The sequence below is a fragment of the Stenotrophomonas sp. 78350_Sma genome (genome assembly GCF_056482105.1).
On the sequence record NZ_CM151182.1, the window covers coordinates 1,230,124 to 1,253,296 of the forward strand.

Sequence of the window (23,173 nt, forward strand, 5' to 3'; positions counted from 1 at the left end):
GGGCGGTATCGGCTCAGAGTCCCAGCATGCGGTGCAGTGATGCGGCGTCGGCGCCGCTGTCGGCAAAGTCGTCGAAAGCGCGTTCGGTCACGCGGATGATGTGGTCGCGGATGAAGGCGGCACCCTCGCGTGCGCCGTCTTCCGGGTGTTTCAGGCAGCACTCCCATTCCAGTACCGCCCAGCCGGGGAAGTCGTACTGCGCGAACTTCGAGAAGATCGACTTGAAGTCGATCTGGCCGTCGCCAAGTGAACGGAACCGCCCCGGGCGATCGATCCAGTCCTGGTAGCCGCCATAGACGCCGCTGCTGGCGCTGGCACGGTACTCCGCATCCTTCACATGGAAGGCGCCGATGCGCGCGTGGTAGCGGTCGATGAAGCCGAGGTAATCCATCTGCTGCAGCAGCAGGTGGCTGGGGTCGTAGAGGATCTTCGCGCGCGGATGGTGATCGACCACGTCGAGGAAGCGCTCGAAGGTCGCGCCGTCGTGCAGGTCCTCGCCGGGGTGGATCTCGAAGCACAGGTCCACGCCACAGGCGTCGAAGGCATCGAGGATCGGACGCCAGCGCCGGCCGAGTTCGGCGAAGGCCTCGTCCACCAGGCCGGGCGGGCGCTGTGGCCAGGGATAGAAGTACGGCCAGGCCAGTGCGCCGGAGAACGTGGCGTGCGCGGTCAGCCCCAGCCGCTGGCTGGCCTTGGCTGCCAGCATCAGCTGTTCCACCGCCCAGGCCTGGCGGGCGGCGGGATCGTCGCGTTTGTCCGCGGGTGCGAATCCGTCGAACAGGCTGTCATAGGCGGGATGGACGGCGACCAGCTGCCCCTGCAGGTGGGTGGACAGTTCAGTGATCTGCACGCCATGCCCGGCCAGCATGCCGGCGAGGTCGTCGCAGTACGCCTGGCTGCGTGCGGCCTCGGCCAGGTCGAACAGGTGGGGGGCGCTGGTCGGTACTTGTACGCCAGAATAGCCCAGGCCCGCGGCCCACCCGGCCAGCGTGTCCAGCCGATCAAAAGGAGCTGTGTCGCCGATGAACTGCGCCAGGAACAGCGCTGGACCCTTGAGCGTCTTCAACGTGATTCGCCCTCGATGCAATCGATTGCATTATCCTAGCAGGGGCTTACGCTGGACCTGTTGTGCACTGCACAGCGGGCGGGAGAACTAACGCCATGGCCACCATCTACGACATCGCAAAGCACGTCGGCGTCTCTGCCGGCACCGTGTCACGTGCACTTTCGCGGCCGGACAAGGTGCTGCCGGCGACGCGCGCGCGCATCGAGCAGGCTGCTGCCGCGTTGGGCTACGTGCCCAATACGGTGGCCCGTACGCTCAAGACCCAGCGCAGCGGCAAGATCCTGGTCACCGTTCCGGATATTGCCAATCCGTTCTTCGCGCAGATCCTGCAGGGGGCGGAAGACGCCGCGCAGGCCGTCGGCTATGCAGTGCTGCTGGGCGATACGCAGGACCAACCCGACCGCGAGGAGCGCTACGCGCAGATGCTCCGGCGCAACGAGGCCGACGGCATGATCGTGCTCGGCCATCGCCTGCCACCGACGGCGCGCGAGATTGTCCAGCAGAGGGGGGCTGCCGCGCCGGTGGTCAACGGATGCGAGTTCGACCCCGCGCTGGGCCTGCCCAGTGTGCACATCGACAATGCCGCCGCTGCACGTGCCGTCATGGAGCATTTGTACGCACTGGGCCATGAACGGATCGCCGTGGTCGGCGGGCCGCCGGATAATCCCCTGCACCAGCAACGCCTGGAAGGGGTGCGAGCCGCCGCCAAGGCGCGCGGCCGCCTGCGCCAGCTGAGCGTAGTGCCGGGCGATTTCTCGGTGGAATCCGGGCATGCCGCAACGGTGGCGCTGCTGGCCGATGGGGCGGCATCGACCGCAGTCTTCTGCTTCAGCGACCAGATGGCGCTGGGTGCGCTGGCGGCCTGCCGCGATCTGGGCATCCGCGTGCCGGACGAGCTGTCCGTCGTCGGTTTCGATGACCTTGCGTCTTCGCGCTACCTCACGCCGCCGCTGACGACCATCCGGCAGCCGATGCGGGAAATCGGCGCGCGCGCGGTCAACCTGCTGCTCGCCATCATCGAACAGGTGGACGTTCCGCTTCAACAGACGCTGGATTTCAGCCTGATGGTTCGGGGGTCGACGGCTGCGCCTGGGCCCAGGTGAGGCCATGGACGCTGCAGGTTCGAGTCCTTGATCCCGAATTGACGTAAAGCTGTCAGACTCACGACAGGCAGCCCGGCAGGGGCCGGGGTGGAACGTGCGATCGCGCAAGGGGGTCGGCAATGCCGTTCTTGACTGACTCGACGGAGGTCGCGGTCGAAGGCGCCGGCGCGGCACGGCGCATTGGCTGGATGCGCTTCGTGGGCAATGGCCTGGGCGCGATCCCCATCGCCTCGATCATGCTGGAGCGCCAGGATGGCGCGCTGCCCTGGGTCCTGTTGCTGCTCAATGCGCTGGCATGGCCGGCGCTGGCGCTGGTGCTGACCCAACGCTCGCGCAAGCCGGCCGCGGTCCAGTTCCGCTGCATGGTGGCCGACTCATTGTTCGGCGGCGGCTGGATCGCGTTCATGGCCTTGAGCGCCGTACCCAGTGCACTGTTCGCAGCATTGCTGGTGGCCGACAAGATCGCGGCCGGCGGCGTGCGCCTGGCGATGCGGGCAACGCTGGCTCTGGTGGTGGGCTTCGCGCTCACCTGGTGGGCGCTCGGGTTTCCTTACCAACCCGTGTCGTCGCAACGCACGATCGTGCTCAGCGTGCCGTTCCTGTTCGTCTACGGCATCGGGCTCAGCATCCTCAGCTGGCAGCTGGCGCGTCGGGTGAAGTCGCAGAACCGCCAGCTGCAGCGTCTGAGCCGGATGGATCCGCTGGTCGAACTGGCCAATCGCGGCTTCCTGATCCTGCGTGCGCAGCAGGCGCTGGACAAGGCGCAGGGGCAGGGCGGCTTTGCCTGCCTGTTGATGCTCGATGTGGATGACTTCAAGCACATCAATGATTCGCACGGGCACCGCGCCGGTGATGAAGTACTGCGGCACATCGCCTCGACCCTGCGCGCCTTCGCCCGGCCCGGTGATACACCAGCGCGCCTGGGCGGCGACGAGTTTGTCGTGCTGCTGCACGACTGCGCGCCCGTGGATGCGATGCATGTGGCCGAACGGGTTCGCCTGCACCTGCTCGAAGCGGCACGGCAGGCGACCCCGGGCGTTGAGTTCAGCGTGAGCATCGGGATTGCTGCCACGCCGCGCGGCGGCAGCGTGGAGGACTGGCTGGCCCTGGCCGACCGCGCGCTTTACCACGCCAAGCGGCAGGGCAAGAACACCGCCAGCTATGGCGAGTGAGTTCGTGCGTCCGCCCTGGAACAGGCCAGTAGCTGTGCGGCCGCCGTTGGGGAATCGCCACGCATCACCAGCTGCAGCGCGGTGATCGGCATGCCCAGCTCCAGTGCAACGAAGCACAGGCCCTGGCGGTGCATGTTCTGCATCGACGCCGTCTCGCCGCACGTGCCCGGGCCGAAGCTGATCAACATGTTCCACAGTGGCAGGACGCCGCTGGTGCCGGTGGAGCGCCTGGCCGAACTCGACTACCGCCTGGTGATCATTCCCTCGGATCTGCAACGGGCCGCGATCCGGGCCCTGCAGCGCACCTTGCAGGAGATTGCGCTGACCGGTGACAGCGGGCGCATCGCCGATGAACTGGCCAGTTTCGGAGAGCGCGAGGCGATCGTGCGTACGGCGCGCTATCTGGCATTGGATATCCATACGGAATCAACGCAATAGCGTCCGGGCCGTGCGCACGTGACGGTCGTTGCGCTGCATCATGGGTCAGTCGGAATCCATGCATATACTTTGCTCACCAAGGAGGGTGAACAGATCGGGGGATCTTCGCGACGATTGAAGTTTCGGGCTCTGACCAAGACCTCTCCGGGTGCTTGGCAAGCTTAGGTGCAGAAGTGACGCCCATTTGGGGATGGGCAGGGTGATGGGAATTCTGGCTTCAGTCGGCTCTGAACGGAGCGACATTGGGGCTGCACGCGCTTCCCTGCATGGTCCAGAAGCTGCGTGACATTCGTTTGGTCTGGCGGAGGACCTGCCGGCAGATGGGCTCATTCTTCGAGGATAGACATGGATCGCTTCAAGCGGATCGTCCTGGCAATGGCGGCACAGCTGCTGGCCTTCGGCGTACAGGCACAGGTTCACTCTTTCGAGACGTATGGGCGAGAGCTGGCACGCAGCGAGTCCATCACTGCGCTTCCTGCGGGGTTTGGCCAGTTCGGCGAGCGCATCGACTTCTACTCAGGCGCCGTGTCCTTCCACAAAACCGTGGTCGAACTCCCGGGCAATAATGCGCTGAGGGTGGCAGCGGACTATGAGTACACCGTCCAGGAGAAGCTCGGGTGGCCGCCCAAGTATGCGTTGAGGCGCGCGGAACCATTCATCATGGGCATTCATTCCACCGAACTGGGCTGGATGGTCGGTAGCCCGAACGCCTACACCGGACGTCGATGCTCCGACCCTCGGAGACGGGGTGTCGCCGAAGTGGTCAGGTCGAGCAAGCCGCCGATCGACAATTTTCTGCCCGAAGACTACTGGGATGGGAATTCGCTGGTTGGCACGGAGGGTGGCGGAATCATCCGACGGCTGGATCAGGGGGAACCGAGCATTCCGAATGTCGATGTACGCTGGGCAACCAACGGCGGATGGCGTTTCAGCTGCTACCAGCTGGCCGATGGTAGTGATGGATTCGTTGGTCACGGTCCGGATGGAAACAGGTACTACTTCGGCCGTCCCGAGCGTGACGAAGAGACGCTACAGATAATGAGCAATTTCCAGCAGTCCGACACCTGGCTGGATGTTTCCCTGTATCGCATGCGACTGACTCGTGTGGAAGACCGGTTTGGCAACTGGGTCAATTACTCGTCCAGCCAGATTACGGCGAGTGATGGCCGCAGCATCACTTTTTCAGGCACGGACGGCTCGGTGATCGAGGCTGGGGGGCGCCAATGGCGCCTTCAGGGGGGAGTGCTGACCAATCCGGATGGCTCCACATGGTCGATCGGCAGCGTGGGGGGCATTGCGGCGAGGCCGGATGGGGGGGCGATCGCCCTGTGTGGAAGTCTCTCGCAGATCCCGATGGCCTTCAGCGGGCAGCTGACGGTGAACGTCAAGCTGGAGTCCAATGTGAGCGCGAGCTTCGCTCTGGAGCCACGCCGGCGGGGCTATTCACAGGTGACCTCCTACTGCCTTCAATCCCCGACGGGCGGGAAATTCTCGGAGCTCCCGCACTATGTCGATGGCATCTCACTGGTGTCGCGTTCGATGCAGGGTGCGGGGGTGCCACTGCTGACTCATTCCATCGACTACGGACCGCCCAACGCCTGCTATCAGCCGGCAGTGGGGCAGGGACTGGCAGAGGTCTGCACGTCAAGTTCGCCGGTGACGCGGACGACGGCAGTCACTGGCTCGGATGGAACGGTTGAACGATATGTGTTCGGCAATCGTGCGCGGATGGACGCAGGCCTGCTGCTGTCGCATTCAATTGGAAGTTCGCAGGTTGTCAGTTACGAGTACGCCCTTCCGTATGAGAACGCGTACGACATGGGGAAGCGCAGGCTTTACGACGTGGGCCAGACCAGCATCACGGTGCTGACCCGTAGTCTGATCAGACGGGATGGAGTGAACTTCGAGCGACGGGTTCCCTCTGACTGTGGTCCCGGCGCCAATGCGCTCTGCATTGACACGTTCTATCGTCCAGTCAAGTTCGTCAGTTCAAGCGCCGCAGTTCCTTGAGGGCAGCGGAAATGCACAACGAATGGATCCGTGGCCCGTGTCTGCGGCTGCTTGCCAGCAGCGCGGCGAGTGCGCAGAACCATTCGCGCACCGAGACGAGCCTGTACTCGGACAACGCAACTTCATGAGCAGTGGGGATCGTGGGATTGCCGCGATGCGACCGGGCGACGCATGGCGGGGCGGCGGCTGTTTCGAGCTTGCGGTGATAAGGGTGGACGACGCGTTCCTGATGCGTCGCCTGGGGCAGTCACTGTTGACGGGGAGTGAGCCCGGAATGGGAGCGTGGCGGTCGCTGGGAATGCGGTTGCCGTCAGGGACCGTTGCTGAATTGATCGCATATGATGCTGAACCAGATGCGGGCTTCACCGTGAGGATCGACAATCAATCCGATCCACGCATCGCATTGCAGGAGGTCATCTCCGCCCTCGGTCTTTGCGCGGACCGGATCATATGGTCCAACATCAATGGGATGCCGTGTGCTGCAGGGTGTCGCCAGGGCATATCAAGGTAAGGTCGATGACGATGCAGGCGGTCAAGGTAGTTTGATCCGTTGGCACGGCCAATCCTCTACCATGGGCCACCCCGCCCGGACGTGCCCCCATGCAAGACGCCCTCGTTGCCCAGCCCAAGCCCCCCGTTGCGAGGATCGCGGCATGGTTGATGATGCTGCTGGGCATGTGGCTGGCGCTGAAGCTGGGCCTTGTGGTGACCCTGCTGTCCGGCCTGCTGGTGTTCCAGCTGACCCACGTGCTGGCCTCCACCGTGGAAGGCAAGCTGCCGCCGGGGCGGGCACGGGCGATCGCAGTGATCGTGCTGTCGGCGATCATCATCAGCGCGCTGGTACTGGCTGGCATCGGCGTGGCCTCGTTCTTCCGCACCGAGACCGGTGGCCCGGATGCGCTGCTGGGCCATCTGATGGACATCCTCAACAGCTCGCGGCACCAGGTGCCGGCGCTGCTGCAGCCGTACATTCCCGAGGACATGCCGACGTTGCGCGCGGCACTGAACGACTGGGCCGCCGAGCACCAGCGACAGCTCGGGGTGGCCGGGACCTCGGCGGTGCAGATCGGCGTGCGGATGCTGATCGGCATGGTGCTGGGCGCGATGATCGCGCTGTATGACGAACTGCCGCTGCCGAAGATGGGGCCGCTGGCGCAGGAGCTGATCGGGCGCACCAGCCGCCTGGCCACCGCGTTCCGCCAGGTGGTGTTCGCGCAGGTGAAGATCTCGCTGCTCAACACCGTGTTCACCGCCATCTTCCTGCTGGGCGTGCTGCCGCTGTTCGGGGTGCACCTGCCGCTGTCCAAGACGCTGGTGCTGATCACCTTCATCGCGGGCCTGCTGCCGGTGGTGGGCAACATCATCTCCAACACCATCATCACCATCGTCGCGCTGTCGGTCTCGTTTTACGTGGCCGTGGCCGCGCTGCTGTACCTGATCGTGATCCACAAACTGGAGTACTTCCTCAATGCGCGCATCGTCGGCGGTGAAATCCAGGCGCGCGCCTGGGAGCTGCTGCTGGCGATGCTGGTGATGGAAGCGGCGTTCGGCCTGCCCGGCCTGGTGGCGGCACCGGTGTTCTACGCCTACGTGAAGCGCGAACTGGTCGATCAGCGCTGGATCTGACCCGGCATGATGTGACATTCCCGCTACGATGAGGCGGGCCTTCCCATCTTGGCGGCGCGTTCGCGGTCGCTGTGCCATACCTATCGCAACGGTTCGCATGGCGCTGGCTTGGCGCTGCCGGAACCGGTCGTTACAGTGAACCGCACGTCAGGGGAATTCTGCATGGCCGGCAAGGCATCGCCCATCAGGTTGCGGACCTGGGTCTGGATCCTGGCTGGGCTGTTCGTGGTGTGCACGTTGCCGTTGATGGCCATCGCCCTGGCCCAGGGCACGCTGCGCTACACCGGCGCCGAAGACAACCTGGCCAGCCTGCGCCAGCTGCGGCAGACCTTCGATCTTGCCAACCTGGCTTCGGCCGAGCGCGGCCCGGCCAACAGCCTGCTGGGGGCTGACCCGGCCGACGCCGCCGAACAGGCGCGGCTGGCCGCGCAGCTGGGGGCCGCGCGCAAGCGGGTCGACACCGCCCTGCTGCAGCTGGACACCGTACTCAAGGACGACCCGGGCATGCTGGATGAGCATGGCCTGCTGGCCGACGCGCAACGTCGCCTGCAGTCGGCGCGGGCTGAGGTCGACCGGGTCGTGGCGCTGCCCCATGACGCACGCCGGGTGGAGGAGGTGGAGCGTGCGATCAGTGGCATGTTCGCCGTGGTTGATCGCCTGCACCTGCTGACCTCGGCACAGACCAACGTGCTGGTCAGCGCCGATCGCGAAGCGGCGATTCCGGCGATGCAGGGCCAGGTGCTGATCGATCTTCGCGAATATGGTGGCCGCCTGGCCTCGAACGTGATGGCGCCGGTGGCGATACCAGGGGCATGGCGTGAGGAGCAGGTACGCGCGGCGCTGCAGACCCAGGGCCGCCTGCTGGAGCTGTGGCGGTTGGCGGGCAGCCACGAGTCGGTGTTCCGCAGTGACCCGGAATTGTCATGGCACTGGGACATGGCGCGACGGCAGTTCTTCGGTGAGTCGCTGCCGATGATCGAGCAACTGATCGAAGACGGTCGCCGCGGCCTGCCGCCGCCGTGGACCGCCGCGGAGTTCACCACGCGCTATGTGCCCACTCTGCAGTCGCTTGAGGCGCTGCGCGATGGTTACCTGAGCGTGTCCATCGCCCGCTTTGAACGCACCCGCAACCGCGAAGCGACGCGCCTGGTCGTGCTGGTGGCGACGGTGCTGGGTACGCTGCTGGTGCTGGGCGTGGCCCTGCGCATTGCCCATCGGCAGATCCTGCGGCCGCTGCTGCAGGCGCAGAAGCAGGTCATCCAGATCGCCTCGGAGGCACCGGGGCCAGAGCAGCATGTCACCCACCCGCTGGCCGAAATGCAGCGCCTGTTCGATGCGATCGAGGTCCTGCGCGAGAAGTCGCGCGAGCGCTCTGCGCTGACCAGCGAACTGCGCCAGCTGGCAGGTACCGATGAATTGACCGGGCTGTTGAACCGGCGCGCGCTGGAAGAAAGGGTGCAGCAGCGGCATGCCGAAGGAGGCGCCGGCGCCGTGGTGATCCTGCTGGACGTGGACCGGTTCAAAGCGATCAACGACGGCCACGGTCACGATGCCGGTGACGAAGTGCTGGTGCAGGTGGCGCAGTTGCTGCAACGGCACCTGCGCCGCAGCGACAGCATCGCCCGCTATGGCGGCGAGGAGTTCCTGGTGCTGCTGGCCGACGGTGATCTGGCCGGTGGCCGCCAGCTGGCCGAGTCATTGCGATTGGCCCTGCAGCAGATGGACATCGCGCTGGCCGGCGGCACCGTGCTGCGGGTGACCGCCAGTTTCGGCGTGGCCGAGGGCGGCACCGACGCACTGGGCTGGCGCACCCTGCTGCGTGCCGCCGATGCGGCCATGTACCGGGCCAAGGCGCAGGGGCGTGATCGGGTACGGGTGGCGGGGGGCGGTCGTGGCGCCCGCTGATCGTGGCATTCATCGCCGGCGCACGCGGTCCTGCCTAGACTGGCCCTCCGATCGCTGCAGGAGCCGTCCATGATCTTTCGCCCTGTTGTTGCCACGGCCCTGCTGGCCGGGTTGTTGGCCGGCTGTGCTTCGACCGCTTCCCAGACCAGCGCCGACGCGCCTCGCCATCCTTCCATCGCTGCCGACCTGAGCCCGGTACCGGCCTTCACCGGCGGTGGCACTGGCTGGAGCATCGAGATCGCCTCCACCGGCAAGGGCAACCACGACGCCAGCCTGAGTGCCGATGGACGCACCCACAAGGGCGTGCTGCGCTACCTCGGCCAGCCGGCCGATGCACCCGGTTCGCTGATCGTTCTCAACGGCGAGCTGGGCAAGCAGCCGGCCATCGTCGAGATCAAGCACGAGTCGTGCCGCAATTCCGAAGGCGTGGACACGCTGGCCAGCGTGCAGGTGACGATGGAAGGGCAGCCCCAGCGCCGTGGCTGCGGCCACCTGGCCGTGTACTGATCCTGTGCGCCGTCGTGCTTGAGATTCCAACCCTGCACACCGTGCGCCTGCGGCTGCGTGCACAGCAGCTGGATGACTTCGGCGTCTATGCCGCGTTCCTGGCCTCGCCGCGTGCGCGGGGCATGGGCGGGCCGTTCGGTGAGGTGGCGGCGTGGGGCCAGTTCTGCCACGACCTGGCCAGCTGGCACCTGTTCGGCCACGGCGCGCTGATGATCGAACGCATCGATACCGGTGCCTGCATCGGTCAGGTCGGGATCAACCACGGCCCGCTGTTCCCGGAAAAAGAGCTGGGCTGGTTGCTGTACGACGGCCATGAAGGGCAGGGCTTCGCGACTGAAGCCGCCGGTGCGCTGCGTGATTGGGCCTTCGTGGTGCCGCAGCTGCCGACCCTGGTCAGCTACATGGCGCCGGACAACCTGGCATCGCAGGCCGTCGCACGGCGTCTGGGCGGCGTGCTGGATGAAAAGGCCGCGCGCAGCGACGCGGATGATCTGGTGTACCGCTACAGCGCAGGGTAGTGCCGGCCGCTGGCCGGCATCACCAGTGCACCGGGCGCGCGGCCCACGCATCAAGATCAGCCAGTTCCGGCGCCAGTGCATGCTCCACCGCCCGCCGCAGCAGCGCCGGTGCCACGTAGTGCCGGTGCGCGGCATCGATCAGCGCCATGTAGATGCGGCCGAACGCATTGCAGGTCTGCACCCGTGAGCCGAGGCTGATCTCGATGCATCCATCGGCACGCCGCTGCACACGCACGCTGCTGCGGAAACGCAGATGGCGATCGTCGGCGCCGAGCAGCACTTCGGCACAGTCATCTTCTGCATCGACGTGCGAATCCAGCACTGGATAGCGACCGGCGAACAACCGGCTGCGATCGGTCGACAGTAGTGACGACACCGGGCATCCCAGCGGCGACGTACGCAGCCGCAGCGGTGCCACCAGGCGGTTGCGCAGGGCCATCAGATGGCCGACGCCGCTGGGTGGATTGCGCAGGAAGCCCTCCAGTACATCGGCCAGCAGCGCCGACGCGGAACGGTAGGCCACCTGCGAGGGTTCCAGGCACAGGGTGGTCAGGTCCTGATAGTGGCTGTGCGGCAGTGCCGTGGGCAGCAGGCCATCGCTGGCAGCAGACCGTGCATGGATGGGATAGGCCGGCGTGGCGCGTTCGACGAAGCCACGCAGCGGCCGCAGCGGGATCCGCCGCAGCGGACCGAACAGGGCGCGGGTACGAGCGCACAGATGCGCGCACAGGCTTGGGGGCGCCGCCTGCAGCGACAGTTGCAGCAGCGGTGCCGCTGCAAGTGTGGTGCCCGAAGGCCAGTGCGATTCCGGCAGCACCTCGGTCAGGCTGGGGATATCGGCGGCATTGCGCTCCACCTGCGCACGGGCCTGTTCGCTCATTCGGCCTGCCAGTTCATCGCTGTGGCAGGACAACGCGAACAACGCCGGGTGTGCACGATGGTTCGAAGCGAACTGGTGCCAGGTGCCGCCGCCGAAGCGCACGGTAAACAGGCAGTCCGGTGGGATGCGGACACGCCGAAGCGTGCGCGCGAAGGCACCGGGATCTGCTGCCAGCTGCGTGTCGGAGACGGTGGCGAAACGCAGCTCGGCACCGGCGCTGCCGGCAATGGCGGTGAACATGCGCGGGCCTGCATGGCGATGAAACGGGTGGCCACCGGCACCGACGGTGAAGCTGTACAGCGAGGAGGCGTCTCCCTGCTGCAGATGCATGCCGCCCAGTCGCGCCGAAGGCTCGTCCAGCGCATCGATGAAGGCCGGGTGTTGGCGCTGGCGCTGGCTGGCGTCGGTCACCAGCGCATCACCGGCGCCGATGCCGAGCTGTGCGATCAGGGTGACTTCGGTCGGACTGCCGCCGTCCTGTGCCGGAAGCTGCACTGCTGGAAACGAACGGCGATCGCGGGTCGAACCAGGCATTGTCATGCTCCTTGGCGGGCGGATCAGCGGGCGGGGGACTTGCGGCGCGCGCGTGCTTCGCGCTTGAGCGGACCGCCGACCGGACAGACTTCGGCCGCCCACGAGAACAACGTGTTGGCCAAACGGTCGGGCACCTGCCGGAAGTACACGAACTGGCCGCGCTTCTCGCGTTCGATCAGGCCGGCTTCCTCGAGGATGCGCAGATGGCTGGACAGCGCCGGCTTGCTGAAGTCGAAGCGTTCGGCCAGTTCGCCCGCGCTGAGCTCGCCGGCGCTGAGATAGGCCAGGATCTGCCGGCGGGCGGTGGAGGCGAGGGCTTCGAAAATACGGTCCATGACGAGTTAATTAACTAATTCGTTAACTGATACTCCTCCCGCCGGTGGCGGCTGTCAAGCCATGACCCGTTGCGCGGCACGCCTGGGCTTTGCCATCCTCCCTGCTGTTTTCCGTAGCGTGGAATCCCGATGCGTCCTGCGTTCTGGCTGGCTTTGGCCCTGCTGCCCACCCTGGCGGTGGCGCAACCCGCGCGTACTCCCAAGACCAAAGCTCCGGCGCAGGATCCCTTCAGCGAGCTGTTCGATACCGCCTGCATGCAGCACATCGGGGCCCCGGCGCGGTTGCAGTCGCTGATGGAATCCAATGGGCTGTCGCCGCTGCAGCCCGCCGAAGCCGCGACGCTGTTGCAGGGGCAACCGGGCGTGGCCTGGATGGTGCCTCTGGCCAGTGGTCGCTATGCGGTGAGCTGGGCTGACGATGGCACGTGCACGGTCTACGCCGAAAAGGCCGACGCGGCGGTCGTGCAGAAGGGATTCGCCCGGTTGGTGCAGGCCGCACCGATGCCGTTGCAGGTGCGCTCGCTGCCGGGACGTGGGCCGCTGTCGGCCGATCAGGTGGCGATCCAGTACGGCTGGGCCACGCCGGGGCAGGGCAAGCTGCAGGTGCGCTTCCGCCTGGTCACGCGGCAGGCCGCCGATGCGGGCGTGCAGGCGATGGCCTCTGCGGCGCCGGGGGAGGCGATGCTGGAGCAGGGCGCGTCCGGGCCCTGACAGGAGCCGCGCCTGCGGTTCAGGCTTTCACGTGGGATGTGATATATCGTTTATCGATAAATCCACCCCGGGGCGGCGAGGCCACCCCAACACCGGAGGCCGCTTGACCGCTCGTCTCGCCCGCGCAAGACCCGCGCGAGGCCTGTTCACCCTGGCCCAGGCCGCCGTACAGGCCGTCCGGGCGATGTGCTGGCTGGGCATCCTGGCCGCACTGCTGGCGGTGCCGCTGGTCGCCCACGACCGTCGCTGGCTGCTCGACAGCGTGCACGACGCTGCGGCCGCCGCCGCGCACGGCAATGATCTGTTCCTGCACTTCTGCCTGGGCCTGGGTGCGATCATCGCGCTGCTGGTGCTGTGCCTGCTGTTCCTGCGCCATCTGCTGAGGCTGCTGAAGTCGGCGGCGCGCGAGCGTCCGTTCACCCATGCCAATGCACAGCGCCTGCAGCGCATGGCCTGGCTGATGCTGGCGATGGAGCTGCTGTCGATCCTGATCGGTGCCTATGCGGCCTGGATGGGCCCGGATTTCACCTGGATGGAGGTCGGCGGTGGCATGTCGATCACTGGCCTGGTCGCCGTGCTGATGCTGTTCGTGCTGGCGCGCGTCTTCGCCGTGGGCGCAGCGATGCGCGACGACCTCGACGGTGTCATCTGATGGCGATCGTCATCACCCTGGACCGCATGCTGCAGGAACGGGGCATGACCCTGTCAGAGCTGGCCGGGCGTATCGACATCACCCTGGCCAACCTGTCGATCCTGAAGACCGGCAAGGCGCGCGCCATCCGCTTTTCCACGCTGGATGCGATCTGCCGCGAGCTGCAGTGCACGCCTGGCGACCTGCTCGGGCATGACCCGGCGCAGGCGCAGGACGCCGACTGAGTGGTTCTCCTTTTTCCTTACCTACTGACGAAACGGACCTGAAATGGAATGGTTGGCTGACCCCTCGATATGGATGGGCCTTGCAACCCTGGTCGTGCTGGAGATCGTTCTCGGCATCGACAACCTGGTGTTCATCGCAATCCTTGCCGACAAGCTACCGCCGCACCAGCGCGACCGCGCGCGGGTGATCGGCCTGGCGCTGGCCCTGCTGATGCGGCTGGTGCTGCTGGCCGCGCTGGCCTGGATCATGAAACTGACCGAGCCGCTGCTCACGCTGTTCGTCCACAGCTTCTCCGGACGTGACCTGATCCTGCTGGGCGGTGGCCTGTTCCTGCTGTTCAAGGGCACCATGGAGCTGCATGAGCGGCTGGAAGGCCGCCAGCACGAGGACAACGGCAAGAAGGTCTATGCCAGCTTCGCAATGGTGGTGGCACAGATCGTGGTGCTCGACGCGGTGTTCTCGCTGGACTCGGTGATCACCGCGGTCGGCATGGTCGACAACCTGGGCGTGATGTATGCCGCGGTGACCATCGCGATGGTGCTGATGCTGGTGGCCAGCAAGCCGCTGACCCGCTTCGTCAACAAGCATCCCACGGTGGTGGTGCTTTGCCTGGGCTTCCTGTTGATGATCGGCTTCAGCCTGGTGGCCGAAGGCCTGGGCTACAAGATTCCGAAGGGCTACCTGTACGCGGCGATCGCCTTCTCGATCCTGGTCGAGGCGTTCAACCAGTGGGTGCGCTTCAACCGTGAGCGCAACGAGCGCCGCCAGCCGTTCCGCCAGCGCACCGCCGACGCCGTGCTGCGCATGCTCGGCGCGCGCCCGGCCAATGGCCACGACGACGAAGGCGCGGACGAACCTGTGGATGCCGGGGAACGCCTGCAGCCGGCCGAGCACGAGATGATCCGCAGCGTGCTGGGCCTGGCCGATCGCCCGGTGTCGAGCGTGATGACCGTGCGCGCCGACGTACAGTGGATCGACCTTGCGCGTGGACAGGACGATGTGGTGGCACGCCTGGTGGCATCACCGCACACCCGCCTGCTGGTCGGCGATGGTGATCTGGACAGCCTGTGCGGCGTGGTGCAGAGCCGCGATCTGCTGGCCGACCTGCTGCAGGGCAAGCCGCTGCAGCTGGAAGGTAACCTGCGCGAGCCGCAGTACGTGCTGTCCAGCGCCAGTGCGCTGCAGGCGCTGGAGCTGATCCGCCAGCATCCGGTGCCGTTGGCGGTGGCGGTGGACGAGTACGGCAGCGTGGAAGGCCTGGTGACGGCCAACGATCTGCTGGCGGCGATTGCCGGTGATCTGGTCGACACCCAGGACGAACGCTATGGTGTGATCGCGCAGGGGGAAGGCCAATGGGAGGCCGATGGTGCGTTGACCCTGGACGATCTGCAGCGCCTGGCCGGCGTGTCGCTGCCGCGCAGTGCCGACTACATGACCATCTCCGGACTGGTGCTGGAGCAGTTGGGTCGCCTGCCGGACATCGGTGATGCGGTGGACGTGGCCGGTGTGCGCATCACAGTGCTGGCGATGGAGAAGCGCCGCATTGCCCGCCTGCGGGTGGAGCGCCTCGACGAAATGGCCTGACCCACCTGTTGTTGCAGGGCCGAGCCCATGCTCGGCTGCAGGTTGGGACACCGAGCATGGGCTCGGCTCTACACAACACGGCCCGCAGCCTTCACCATGGCGGGCCGCTTTCTGTCATGGATGGTTGCAGTGCTGAGTACGATCGGTTTGTTGATGGGCCTGTATGTGGCCTGGCGCCTGTTCTGGCCGCTGCGCATGCCCATCGGGTTGAAGGTCGTGCTGTCGCTGCTGGTGGTGGCCGTAGCCGTGCAGTTGCGCATCGTGGCCACCTTCTGGGGCACGATGGCGTCGCCGGAGATCCCGAAGATGGCCATCGCCGTGCTGGCCACCGGCTCCACTGCGGTGCTGCTGCTGGCCTTGATGATGCTGGTACTGGACGCCGGCCTGCTGCTTTCGCGCCTGCTGCGTTGGCCGCGCATGGTAGCGGCCCTGCGCGCACCGAAGCTGCGGCCATTGGCCGGCCTGCTGGCCCTGCTTGTGAGTGGCTATGGCATCAGCCAGGGCATGGCCGTGCCCCAGCCTCGGCAGATCGACGTGGCGATCAGGGATCTGCCGGCCGCGTTCGACGGTTATCGCGTGCTGCAGCTGACCGACATCCACGCCAGCCGCCTGCTGACCGGCGACTGGGTACGCAGGGTAGTGGACGAGAGCAACGCGCTGAAGCCGGACCTGATCGTGATCACTGGCGATCTGATCGACGGCAGTGTCGAGGCCCGTCGCGACGACGCGCGTCCGTTGGCCGATCTGCAGGCGCCGGATGGCGTCATTGCCATCACCGGCAACCACGAGTACTACGCGCAGTACCAGGACTGGATGCAGGCGTTCCGCGCGCTGCACATGCAGGTGCTGGAGAACAGCCATCTGCAGGTGCGGCGTGGTGATGCGGCGCTGACCATCGCCGGTGTCACCGACCCGGTGGCGGCACGCTACGGCATGCCGTTGCCGGATCTCCAGGCTGCACTGGAGGGTGCCGATCCCTCCGCACCTGTGATCCTGCTCGATCATCGCCCACGCAATGCGCGTGAGGCTGCTGCGCGCGGTGTGAGGCTGCAGTTGTCCGGACATACCCATGGCGGCCAGATCATCGGCATGGACCAGCTGGTGAAGCGGGCCAACGGCGGCTACGTCTCCGGCCGCTACGAGGTGGACGGGATGACCCTGTACGTGAGCGATGGCGCTGGCCTGTGGGCCGGATTCCCGGCACGCATCGGCGTGCCTTCGGAAATCACCCTGATCACCCTGCGCCGCGCCCCGTGACCTGAAGTGGGGTCAGATCCCTTTCCTGCAGGGAAAGGGACCTGGCCCCTGACAGACCATATGGAGGGAGCCATGTCCCGTACCCGCGCGCCGATGGAACGCCTGATCCGCGCCAATGCGGACGAGATCAACCGGCTGCGCCAAGCCATCCGCGAAGCCGCTGGCGCGCGCTGGCGTGGCCCGGAACAAATGCAGCGGCATGCGGCAGCCTGCGCGGAATACAACCAGCGCTATGAACAGCTTGCGTTCCCGGGTGGATACGCCAACGCGCTGAGGCAACTTGCCGAACACGATCCACACACGGTGGATGTCGTGCTGACCTTCCTTGAGGTGCGCCCGTACTTCTTCCGTTCCGGATACATGTGGAAGACGCTGCTGAAGCGCGTGCAGCGGGCGCCGATGGGCGTGAAGCAGCAGGCCCGGATGCAGAAGATCCTCGAAGCCTACGCCGCTTACAGGGCGGGAAGCCAGCACACCGGGTAGCGCCACGCCATGCGTGGAGGTCGTGTCCTTCCCGCCGCGGGCCCAGGATCGGCGATCATCTGCACGGTCCATGCGGAATCAGGGAGCACACAATGCAGGGAATGCTTCATCCAGTCCGGCGTCCACGCCACGTCGCGCTGCTGGCCGGCCTACTCGCGCTGGCCGCATGCCAACGCACATCGGATGCGCCGACCGGGGCACCCGCAGCGGGCACACCGCTTGCCGCCCCGGCCACCGCAACAGACCTCTCTCCGCTGCTGGATGCGCTGCCGACCTGTGCGCTGGACGGCTGGTACATCGACCTTCAGACCGATCGCCCGGCCCATCCCTGGCTGGCCGCGAACGCGCCGAAGCCCTGCAAGGTGGACGAAGAGAACGAGATCGCCACGTTCTGCATGCGTGGGCAATGGAAGGGACTGCCGGTGGAGGAGGTGGTCCTGCCGACGATGACGTTCGTCTCGTTCCGTGGGGCGAAGATCGGTCTGCCGCTGGAGAAGGCGCGTCCCGTCGTCCGCCAGCGCTTCGGGCAGGAATTCCCGGGTGGTGCGGCGTACGAGGCGGGCCGCGAGCCGAAGCTGATGGCCGACCCGGAGGACGCGCAGCGCTCATGGCTGCTGTGCAGCACGCCGGAACTGGGCCACGACGTGGACAGCGGGGGAAGCATCAGCTATTCCGGCATGAACCTGCCCTACGATCACGACGGTTGCAGCTACCGCTACAGCCCGGTCGACTTCTGCGATGCGCCGCACCGGGCCGCCATCGAAGATGCGCTCCAGCACCAGGAGCCCAATTTCAACCAGCACTACCTGCTGGTGCAGGTCGATGATCGCCCCGAGTTCTTCCAACGCACACTGGTGCTGGTCGACACCCGCACGGGACGCGCCACGCCATTACCGATCGATGCCTTCACCGGCCCGGCGGGGAAGGGCGGAGATGCCACCGGCTACGGGACACTGGAAACGGGCGTGGACCAGCCGCAGTTCTGCCTCGATGGCGCGTTGCTCGTCTACCGCGTGTTCGAGGAAGGACGCTTCTGCTTCGGCTTTGACGGTGAGCGCTTCACCGGGCACGAAACCCAGTACATGCAGCCGATGGATGACCGATGACCGGCATTTCACCCGGGCCGTGACACTCTGCCTGCAACCTGCATCCACGGGAACGAGGCTGTTGAAGGCGAACACGCAATGACCGCGGCGCGGCAGCGCTCGATGTGGGTGGCCGGCCTGTCCACGGTGGTGGAGTGGTACGACTTCACGCTGTACCTGTACTTCGCCACGGTGCTGTCGCGAGTGTTCTTCGGCGGTGGCGAGCAGGCGCTGCTGGTCACCCTGGCCGGCTTTGCGGTGTCCTACCTGATGCGCCCGCTGGGTGCGCTGTGCTTCGGCCACCTGGGCGACCGCCTGGGCCGGCGCTGGATGCTGCTGGCTTCGATGGCGTTGATGGCAGCCGCAATGCTGGCCACTGCGCTGCTGCCGACAGTGGCCACGGCCGGTACGACGGCGGGCGTGCTGCTGCTGATCCTGCGCTGCGTGATGGCGTTTTCGGTGGGCGGTGAGTACACCGGGGTGGTGGCGTACCTGCTGGAAAGCGCACCGGAGAGACGACGCGGGCTGGTCACTTCGCTGGCCTCGGCGGCCAGTGAAGTGGGCGCACTGCTGGCGGTGGCGATTTCCGCGCTCACTGTCGCGCTGCTGCCCACCCCGCAGCTGGACAGCTGGGGCTGGCGCATCCCGTTCTTCTTCGGTGCGGCGCTGGCACTGGTGATCCTGATCGCACGCTCGGGCATGCACGAATCGCCCGAGTTCGAGCGTCAGCGCCGTGAGGGCAGCATTCCGGCCACGCCGCTTCGCCATGTCCTGCGCAACCATCCGCTGGCGGTGGCGCGCACGTTCGCGATTTCGGCGCTGGGGTCGATCACCTACTACGTGGGTATCACCTATGTGCCCGCATTCCTTCATGCGCGGGGCCACGATGAGGGCGATGCGCTGTGGCTGTCGACGATTGCGGCAGTGGCGGTGATCGCGATCACGCCACTGTTCGGCGCATTGTCCGACCGCGTCGGACGACGGCCGGTGCTGTTGGGCCTGACCGTGCTGGCAGCGCTGCTGCCACTGTCCTTGTTTGCGTGGATGGCGCAGGCGACAGCGCTGGGCATCGCGCTGGCTGCGGTGCTGCTGGCCTGCGTGGCCGGTGGCGTGAGCGCGGTGGCGGCGCCGGCCACGGCCGAGCAGTTCCCCGGTGAAGGCCGGGTCAGCGGGCTGGCACTGGGCGTGACCATGGCCACTGCATTCTTTGGCGGAGCAACACCCTGGCTGGCGCAATGGTGGGTGGAGCGCAGCGGCTGGGCAGCAGCGCCAGGTGCGATGATCGCGTTGGTGGCAGTGCTGGTGTTGCCGGTGCTGTGGACCCTGCCCGAGACGGTCCCGGGCAGGGCCAAGCGCTAGCGGGTCAGACCTTCAGGGTCTGCTCGATGTCGGCCAGTACCGCGGCCGCATCCACGCCGATGGCAATCGACTGCACCACGTGGCCGTCCCACACGCTGGGGCCGAATGCCAGGCCTTCCGGCTTGGGAATGGTCATGCCGCGGGCGACGCCGTCGGTGGCCACGCGCACGCTGGCGCGCTCGAACTGGAACAGCTCCGGACGGGTCAGCGCAATGCAGGCGCAGCAGTCGTGCACGACCATGCCCTTGTGGCCGGCCTGCAGGTAGAAGTCCACGTAATCCTGCGACAGCGCACGCACCAGTTCGGCATCGGCACCGCCGATGGCGGCCAGCGTGTCCAGACCGTCACGGTTCATTTCCACGCGGGTGGTCACGTCCAGGCCGATGGCAGTAACCGGCCAGCTGGCGGTGAACACCACATCGGCCGCTTCGGCGTCGCCCCAGATGTTGGCCTCGGCGGCCGGGGTGATGTTGCCGTTGACGTGGAAGGCGCCGCCCATGATCACCACGCCGCGCACCAGGCCGGCGATGTCCGGGGCCTGCTGCAGGGCCAGGGCCAGGTTGGTCATGCGACCGACCGCGACCAGAGTCACTTCGCCCGGATGGGCACGGACCAGGTCGATGATCAGCTGGTGGGCGGGGCGCGCGTCGGCGGCCACGTCCAGTTCGGCCGGCACCGGGTGATTGCCCAGGCCGTTGTGGCCATGGATGTGCACCGGCCAGGCTTCCGGGGTGGCTTCCGGCTGCAGCGGGCCACCGGCACCGCGCGCGACCGGGGCGGCAAAGCCCCAGGCCTGCTTCAGGTACAGCGCATTGTGCGTGGTCGACTCCACCGAGGCATTGCCGAAGGTGGTGGTGACGCCGATCAGGTCGATCTGGGCGTGCTTGTGCAGGTACAGCAGGGCCAGGGCGTCGTCGACGCCCGGGTCGGTATCAAAAATGACTTTCAGCATGTTGTTGTTCTTCTTCTTCCGTGTGGTGCGGGGGGCGCCGGCGGCCCGGAAGCAGGCCGGCGCGCCCTACATTGTCCCATCTTCATGACAGGCAGGGCCATTGCCGGGCTGGCAGGCCCATAATGCCCTCCAGTCCAGGCATGGAGCCGCCGAATGCTGATCGTTGCCCTTCTGCTGGTCCTGCTGGTGCTGGGCCTGAACGTGGTGGCTACCGTGGTGATCGTCAGGCGTGATGGCCTGTCGGCGGGCGGCCGGACAGTGCAGTTGCTGCTGATCTGGCTGCTGCCGCTGGTCGGCGCGATCCTGTGCATGGCAGTGGCCACGGCCGATGGCTTGGGAAGCCGGGGGGAGGGGGGCGGACGCCATGACACCTCCGTTGGCTATTCCAGTGACAACCACAGCCATCACAGCTACAGCAACTCTGACTGCGGAAGCGACAGCGGCAGCAGTGACGGTGGTAGCTGCGGTGGTGGCGATTGACGAGATGTTCCGGGATGCCGGCCAGCGGCCGGCACTACCAGGGCGTGACCTCGGCTGGGTAGTGCCGGCCGCTGGCCGGCAACCTCAGCCGCTCAGCCGCCGCCTTCGGTCGGCAACGGCGCTGGCACGTTCAGCAGGCCTCCCGCCGCCACATAGGCGGCCAGCGCCTGGCCCTGGCTGAGCAGGTGGCGCTCCATGGTGCGTTCGGCGGCCTGCGCGTCGCGGCGACGGAAGCACTCCATCAGTTCGCGGTGTTCGGCCAGCGACTGCGCGGTACGGCCCGGGGTCAGCAGCTGGCGGCCGCGATGCATCTTCAGGATGCGGTGCAGGTCATGGGTGATGCGGATCAGCCACGGGTTGCCGGCGTAGTGCTGCACGGTTTCGTGGATCAGGTAGTTGTTGCGGTAGTACTCGGCGATGTTGCCTTCGGCCGCCGCCGCTTCCATCGCTGCATGCAGCTCCTCCAGCTGCTGCACGCCGGCATCGTCGATATGCCTGACCGCCTCGTGCGCGCAGCGGCCTTCCAGCATCGCCATCACCGGGAACAGCTGGTTGAGGTCTTCCAGCGTCAGTCGCGTGACCCGGCTGCCACGGCCGGCATCGATCTGCACCAGGCCTTCGGCAGCCAGCAGCTTCAGCGCCTCGCGCAGCGGCGTACGACTGATGCCCAGTTCCTCGCACAGTGCGGGCTCGTCGATCCACTCGCCCGGCGGAAGCCGGTAATCGTAGATGCGCTCGCGCACATGTTCGGCCACCTCTTCGTACAGAGGTGCGCGTTTCTTCGGTGACCGCGGAGCAGGGGCAATGGCCATGGAGGAAGTGTACCGCCAGGTAGTGCCGGCCGCTGGCCGGCAACCCATGATCGCTGGATGGCTTCATGGGATTGCCGGCCAGCGGCCGGCACTACCGTTGGGTGGTTACATCCAGCCCGGTACCACGAATACCAGCCAGGCCAACAACGGCCCCAGGGCCACCACCAGGCCGCTGTAGACCAGGAAACGGCGGAACAGGGTCTCGCGTTCTTCCTTCGCGGCCGAGGCCACCACCAGTGCGCCATTGGTGGAGAACGGGCTGACATCGACGATGGTGGACGACACCGCCAGCGCGCAGATCACGCCGGCGGCGCTGAGGTGACCCTGCATCAGGAACGGTACCGCCAGCGGGATCGTGGCACCCAGTACCGCCGCCGACGAGGCGAATGCGGAGACGATGCCGCCGACGTAGCAGACCAGCAGCGCACCGAGCAGCGGGATGCCGATGCTGGAGACGCCGTGGCCGATGAAGTCCACCGCGCCGGCATGTTCCAGTACGCCGATGTAGGTCACCACGCCACAGATCAGCAGCACGGTGGACCAGCTGATGCCATCGACCGCGCCCTTCTGGCTTTGTGGCGACAGCAGCGCCAGAGCCACCGCGACGGTGATCGAGACCAGACCGACATTGAGGTTGTAGATCAGCGCGGCCACGCCCAGACCGAGCAGGCCGATCAGGGTGAACAACCGCTCGCGGGTCAGGCTCACCGCGTCCAGTGCCGCCGGATCATTGCTGAGCGTGCCACCGCCCGCCGCGACCAGCGCACCATGGCCTTCGATCGCGAACTGGCGCGACGACGCCTGCGGGCCACCGGCCATTGCCAGCTCCGCATTGCCCATAGTGCCAGCTGCGGTAATCGAGCCGCGGCGCAGCAGGGCGATGCCACCGAAGGCGAAGAAGCAGATCGTCGCCATCATGAAGTTGAAGCCGAGGCTGGTCAGGAACACCGCCATCTCGGTCACTTCCAGCCCGGCCTTCTGCACCACGCCGTTGGTGATGCTGCCGTACACGCTGATCGGCGAGAAGCCGCCGGCCTGCGCACCATGGATGACCAGCAGGCCCATCATCAGCGGATTGATGTTGTACTGCTTGGCAAAGCGCAGCGCGACCGGGCCGATGATGGCTACCGCTGCCGGGCCGAGCGCGCCGAAGGCGGTCAGCACCGCGGTGATCACGAACATCACCCAGGGGATGGCCACGATGTGCCCGCGCACTGCTTTCACAGCCCAGTGCACCAGCAGGTCGATGGTGCCGTTCTTCTGCGCGATGGCGAACAGGTAGGTGATGCCGACCAGGGTCAGGAACAGATCGCCGGGGAATCCGGCCAGGACCTCCTTGCCGCCCATGTCGACCCACAGCCCGCCGATGATGAAGGCCAGCGCAAAGGCGACGGCGCCCATGTTGATCGGCATCGCCGTGGCGACGATGAACATGATCACCAGGCCGATGATCGTTGCGATTTGTGGACTCATGCGCCC

Annotated in this window: 23 protein-coding genes; 17 read left to right on the forward strand and 6 right to left on the reverse strand. The window is 66.5% G+C overall.

Going from position 1 to position 23,173, the window contains the following annotated elements:
- Nucleotides 1–13 precede the first annotated feature (13 nt).
- The gene (locus tag ACZK4H_RS05675) at nt 14–1,066 is read right to left on the reverse strand and encodes a sugar phosphate isomerase/epimerase family protein (protein ID WP_099553035.1); all 1,053 of its coding nucleotides are present in this window, start codon (nt 1,064–1,066) and stop codon (nt 14–16) included.
- Between the two features lie 95 nt (nt 1,067–1,161).
- Between ACZK4H_RS05675 and ACZK4H_RS05680 the strand changes: the two genes are divergently transcribed.
- The 8 genes from ACZK4H_RS05680 (at nt 1,162) to ACZK4H_RS05715 (ending at nt 10,345) form a co-directional block, all read left to right on the forward strand.
- Nucleotides 1,162–2,169: a LacI family DNA-binding transcriptional regulator gene (locus tag ACZK4H_RS05680; RefSeq protein ID WP_099553034.1), complete on the forward strand. Its 1,008-nt coding sequence runs from the start codon at nt 1,162–1,164 to the stop codon at nt 2,167–2,169.
- A gap of 119 nt (nt 2,170–2,288) precedes the next feature.
- Nucleotides 2,289–3,341, forward strand: coding sequence for a sensor domain-containing diguanylate cyclase (locus ACZK4H_RS05685; RefSeq protein WP_099553033.1), 1,053 nt, complete (start codon nt 2,289–2,291; stop codon nt 3,339–3,341).
- Nucleotides 3,342–3,473: 132 nt separating this feature from the next.
- A complete protein-coding gene (locus tag ACZK4H_RS05690) occupies nt 3,474–3,779 on the forward strand; it encodes a hypothetical protein (protein WP_239503788.1) in 306 nt (101 codons plus the stop codon).
- Nucleotides 3,780–4,124: 345 nt separating this feature from the next.
- The gene (locus tag ACZK4H_RS05695) at nt 4,125–5,789 is read left to right on the forward strand and encodes a hypothetical protein (protein WP_099553032.1); all 1,665 of its coding nucleotides are present in this window, start codon (nt 4,125–4,127) and stop codon (nt 5,787–5,789) included.
- Between the two features lie 600 nt (nt 5,790–6,389).
- Entirely contained in the window at nt 6,390–7,415 is a 1,026-nt protein-coding gene (locus tag ACZK4H_RS05700; protein WP_099553030.1) for an AI-2E family transporter, read from the forward strand.
- Nucleotides 7,416–7,577: 162 nt separating this feature from the next.
- The gene (locus ACZK4H_RS05705) at nt 7,578–9,320 is read left to right on the forward strand and encodes a GGDEF domain-containing protein (protein WP_099553106.1); all 1,743 of its coding nucleotides are present in this window, start codon (nt 7,578–7,580) and stop codon (nt 9,318–9,320) included.
- Nucleotides 9,321–9,389: 69 nt separating this feature from the next.
- Nucleotides 9,390–9,827 carry a hypothetical protein gene (locus ACZK4H_RS05710; protein WP_099553029.1) on the forward strand — a complete coding sequence of 146 codons (438 nt, stop codon included), beginning with the start codon at nt 9,390–9,392 and terminating at the stop codon, nt 9,825–9,827.
- A 14-nt stretch (nt 9,828–9,841) separates the two neighbouring features.
- Complete coding sequence (locus ACZK4H_RS05715) at nt 9,842–10,345, forward strand: GNAT family N-acetyltransferase (protein WP_099553028.1); 504 nt, start codon at nt 9,842–9,844, stop codon at nt 10,343–10,345.
- Nucleotides 10,346–10,364: 19 nt separating this feature from the next.
- Here ACZK4H_RS05715 and ACZK4H_RS05720 read toward each other — a convergent pair whose 3' ends face one another.
- Together ACZK4H_RS05720 and ACZK4H_RS05725 are read right to left on the reverse strand one after the other, a co-directional pair.
- A complete protein-coding gene (locus ACZK4H_RS05720) occupies nt 10,365–11,759 on the reverse strand; it encodes a DUF2867 domain-containing protein (RefSeq protein WP_099553027.1) in 1,395 nt (464 codons plus the stop codon).
- Between the two features lie 23 nt (nt 11,760–11,782).
- Entirely contained in the window at nt 11,783–12,094 is a 312-nt protein-coding gene (locus ACZK4H_RS05725) for a metalloregulator ArsR/SmtB family transcription factor (protein ID WP_004147836.1), read from the reverse strand.
- 129 nt (nt 12,095–12,223) lie between these two features.
- Here ACZK4H_RS05725 and ACZK4H_RS05730 point away from each other — a divergent pair, with 129 nt between their 5' ends.
- The 8 genes from ACZK4H_RS05730 to ACZK4H_RS05765 all read left to right on the forward strand — a co-directional run bounded on the left by ACZK4H_RS05730 (nt 12,224) and on the right by ACZK4H_RS05765 (nt 19,450).
- A complete protein-coding gene (locus tag ACZK4H_RS05730; protein ID WP_099553026.1) occupies nt 12,224–12,805 on the forward strand; it encodes an NMCC_0638 family (lipo)protein in 582 nt (193 codons plus the stop codon).
- 184 nt (nt 12,806–12,989) lie between these two features.
- Nucleotides 12,990–13,457: a DUF2975 domain-containing protein gene (locus ACZK4H_RS05735; protein ID WP_099553025.1), complete on the forward strand. Its 468-nt coding sequence runs from the start codon at nt 12,990–12,992 to the stop codon at nt 13,455–13,457.
- Entirely contained in the window at nt 13,457–13,681 is a 225-nt protein-coding gene (locus ACZK4H_RS05740; protein WP_005408494.1) for a helix-turn-helix domain-containing protein, read from the forward strand. The genes ACZK4H_RS05735 and ACZK4H_RS05740 overlap by 1 nt, the downstream gene beginning before the upstream one ends.
- A gap of 43 nt (nt 13,682–13,724) precedes the next feature.
- Nucleotides 13,725–15,266: a TerC family protein gene (locus ACZK4H_RS05745; protein WP_099553024.1), complete on the forward strand. Its 1,542-nt coding sequence runs from the start codon at nt 13,725–13,727 to the stop codon at nt 15,264–15,266.
- A 120-nt stretch (nt 15,267–15,386) separates the two neighbouring features.
- Nucleotides 15,387–16,523, forward strand: a complete 1,137-nt coding sequence (locus ACZK4H_RS05750; RefSeq protein WP_099553105.1) for a metallophosphoesterase — start codon at nt 15,387–15,389, stop codon at nt 16,521–16,523.
- 72 nt (nt 16,524–16,595) lie between these two features.
- Nucleotides 16,596–17,006, forward strand: a complete 411-nt coding sequence (locus ACZK4H_RS05755) for a hypothetical protein (RefSeq protein ID WP_099553023.1) — start codon at nt 16,596–16,598, stop codon at nt 17,004–17,006.
- 92 nt (nt 17,007–17,098) lie between these two features.
- A complete protein-coding gene (locus ACZK4H_RS05760; protein WP_099553022.1) occupies nt 17,099–18,112 on the forward strand; it encodes a hypothetical protein in 1,014 nt (337 codons plus the stop codon).
- 78 nt (nt 18,113–18,190) lie between these two features.
- Complete coding sequence (locus ACZK4H_RS05765) at nt 18,191–19,450, forward strand: MFS transporter (RefSeq protein ID WP_099553021.1); 1,260 nt, start codon at nt 18,191–18,193, stop codon at nt 19,448–19,450.
- 4 nt (nt 19,451–19,454) lie between these two features.
- Here ACZK4H_RS05765 and ACZK4H_RS05770 read toward each other — a convergent pair whose 3' ends face one another.
- Entirely contained in the window at nt 19,455–20,402 is a 948-nt protein-coding gene (locus tag ACZK4H_RS05770; RefSeq protein ID WP_099553020.1) for a nucleoside hydrolase, read from the reverse strand.
- A gap of 153 nt (nt 20,403–20,555) precedes the next feature.
- Between ACZK4H_RS05770 and ACZK4H_RS05775 the strand changes: the two genes are divergently transcribed.
- A complete protein-coding gene (locus ACZK4H_RS05775) occupies nt 20,556–20,882 on the forward strand; it encodes a hypothetical protein (protein ID WP_099553019.1) in 327 nt (108 codons plus the stop codon).
- 92 nt (nt 20,883–20,974) lie between these two features.
- Here ACZK4H_RS05775 and ACZK4H_RS05780 read toward each other — a convergent pair whose 3' ends face one another.
- Both ACZK4H_RS05780 and ACZK4H_RS05785 read right to left on the reverse strand, forming a co-directional pair.
- Entirely contained in the window at nt 20,975–21,694 is a 720-nt protein-coding gene (locus tag ACZK4H_RS05780; RefSeq protein WP_099553018.1) for a GntR family transcriptional regulator, read from the reverse strand.
- Nucleotides 21,695–21,799: 105 nt separating this feature from the next.
- Nucleotides 21,800–23,167, reverse strand: coding sequence for an SLC13 family permease (locus tag ACZK4H_RS05785; protein ID WP_099553016.1), 1,368 nt, complete (start codon nt 23,165–23,167; stop codon nt 21,800–21,802).
- Between the last annotated feature and the right edge of the window lie 6 nt (nt 23,168–23,173).

Coding starts and splice junctions, on each gene's coding strand:
- ACZK4H_RS05680 (WP_099553034.1), top strand. CDS start 1,162: ATGGCCACCATCTACGACATCGCAAAGCACGTCGGCGTCTCTGCCGGC.
- ACZK4H_RS05685 (WP_099553033.1), top strand. CDS start 2,289: ATGCCGTTCTTGACTGACTCGACGGAGGTCGCGGTCGAAGGCGCCGGC.
- ACZK4H_RS05690 (WP_239503788.1), top strand. CDS start 3,474: ATGTTCTGCATCGACGCCGTCTCGCCGCACGTGCCCGGGCCGAAGCTG.
- ACZK4H_RS05695 (WP_099553032.1), top strand. CDS start 4,125: ATGGATCGCTTCAAGCGGATCGTCCTGGCAATGGCGGCACAGCTGCTG.
- ACZK4H_RS05700 (WP_099553030.1), top strand. CDS start 6,390: ATGCAAGACGCCCTCGTTGCCCAGCCCAAGCCCCCCGTTGCGAGGATC.
- ACZK4H_RS05705 (WP_099553106.1), top strand. CDS start 7,578: ATGGCCGGCAAGGCATCGCCCATCAGGTTGCGGACCTGGGTCTGGATC.
- ACZK4H_RS05710 (WP_099553029.1), top strand. CDS start 9,390: ATGATCTTTCGCCCTGTTGTTGCCACGGCCCTGCTGGCCGGGTTGTTG.
- ACZK4H_RS05720 (WP_099553027.1), bottom strand. CDS start 11,759: ATGCCTGGTTCGACCCGCGATCGCCGTTCGTTTCCAGCAGTGCAGCTT.
- ACZK4H_RS05725 (WP_004147836.1), bottom strand. CDS start 12,094: ATGGACCGTATTTTCGAAGCCCTCGCCTCCACCGCCCGCCGGCAGATC.
- ACZK4H_RS05730 (WP_099553026.1), top strand. CDS start 12,224: ATGCGTCCTGCGTTCTGGCTGGCTTTGGCCCTGCTGCCCACCCTGGCG.
- ACZK4H_RS05735 (WP_099553025.1), top strand. CDS start 12,990: ATGTGCTGGCTGGGCATCCTGGCCGCACTGCTGGCGGTGCCGCTGGTC.
- ACZK4H_RS05740 (WP_005408494.1), top strand. CDS start 13,457: ATGGCGATCGTCATCACCCTGGACCGCATGCTGCAGGAACGGGGCATG.
- ACZK4H_RS05745 (WP_099553024.1), top strand. CDS start 13,725: ATGGAATGGTTGGCTGACCCCTCGATATGGATGGGCCTTGCAACCCTG.
- ACZK4H_RS05750 (WP_099553105.1), top strand. CDS start 15,387: ATGGTTGCAGTGCTGAGTACGATCGGTTTGTTGATGGGCCTGTATGTG.
- ACZK4H_RS05755 (WP_099553023.1), top strand. CDS start 16,596: ATGTCCCGTACCCGCGCGCCGATGGAACGCCTGATCCGCGCCAATGCG.
- ACZK4H_RS05760 (WP_099553022.1), top strand. CDS start 17,099: ATGCAGGGAATGCTTCATCCAGTCCGGCGTCCACGCCACGTCGCGCTG.
- ACZK4H_RS05765 (WP_099553021.1), top strand. CDS start 18,191: ATGACCGCGGCGCGGCAGCGCTCGATGTGGGTGGCCGGCCTGTCCACG.
- ACZK4H_RS05770 (WP_099553020.1), bottom strand. CDS start 20,402: ATGCTGAAAGTCATTTTTGATACCGACCCGGGCGTCGACGACGCCCTG.
- ACZK4H_RS05775 (WP_099553019.1), top strand. CDS start 20,556: ATGCTGATCGTTGCCCTTCTGCTGGTCCTGCTGGTGCTGGGCCTGAAC.
- ACZK4H_RS05780 (WP_099553018.1), bottom strand. CDS start 21,694: ATGGCCATTGCCCCTGCTCCGCGGTCACCGAAGAAACGCGCACCTCTG.
- ACZK4H_RS05785 (WP_099553016.1), bottom strand. CDS start 23,167: ATGAGTCCACAAATCGCAACGATCATCGGCCTGGTGATCATGTTCATC.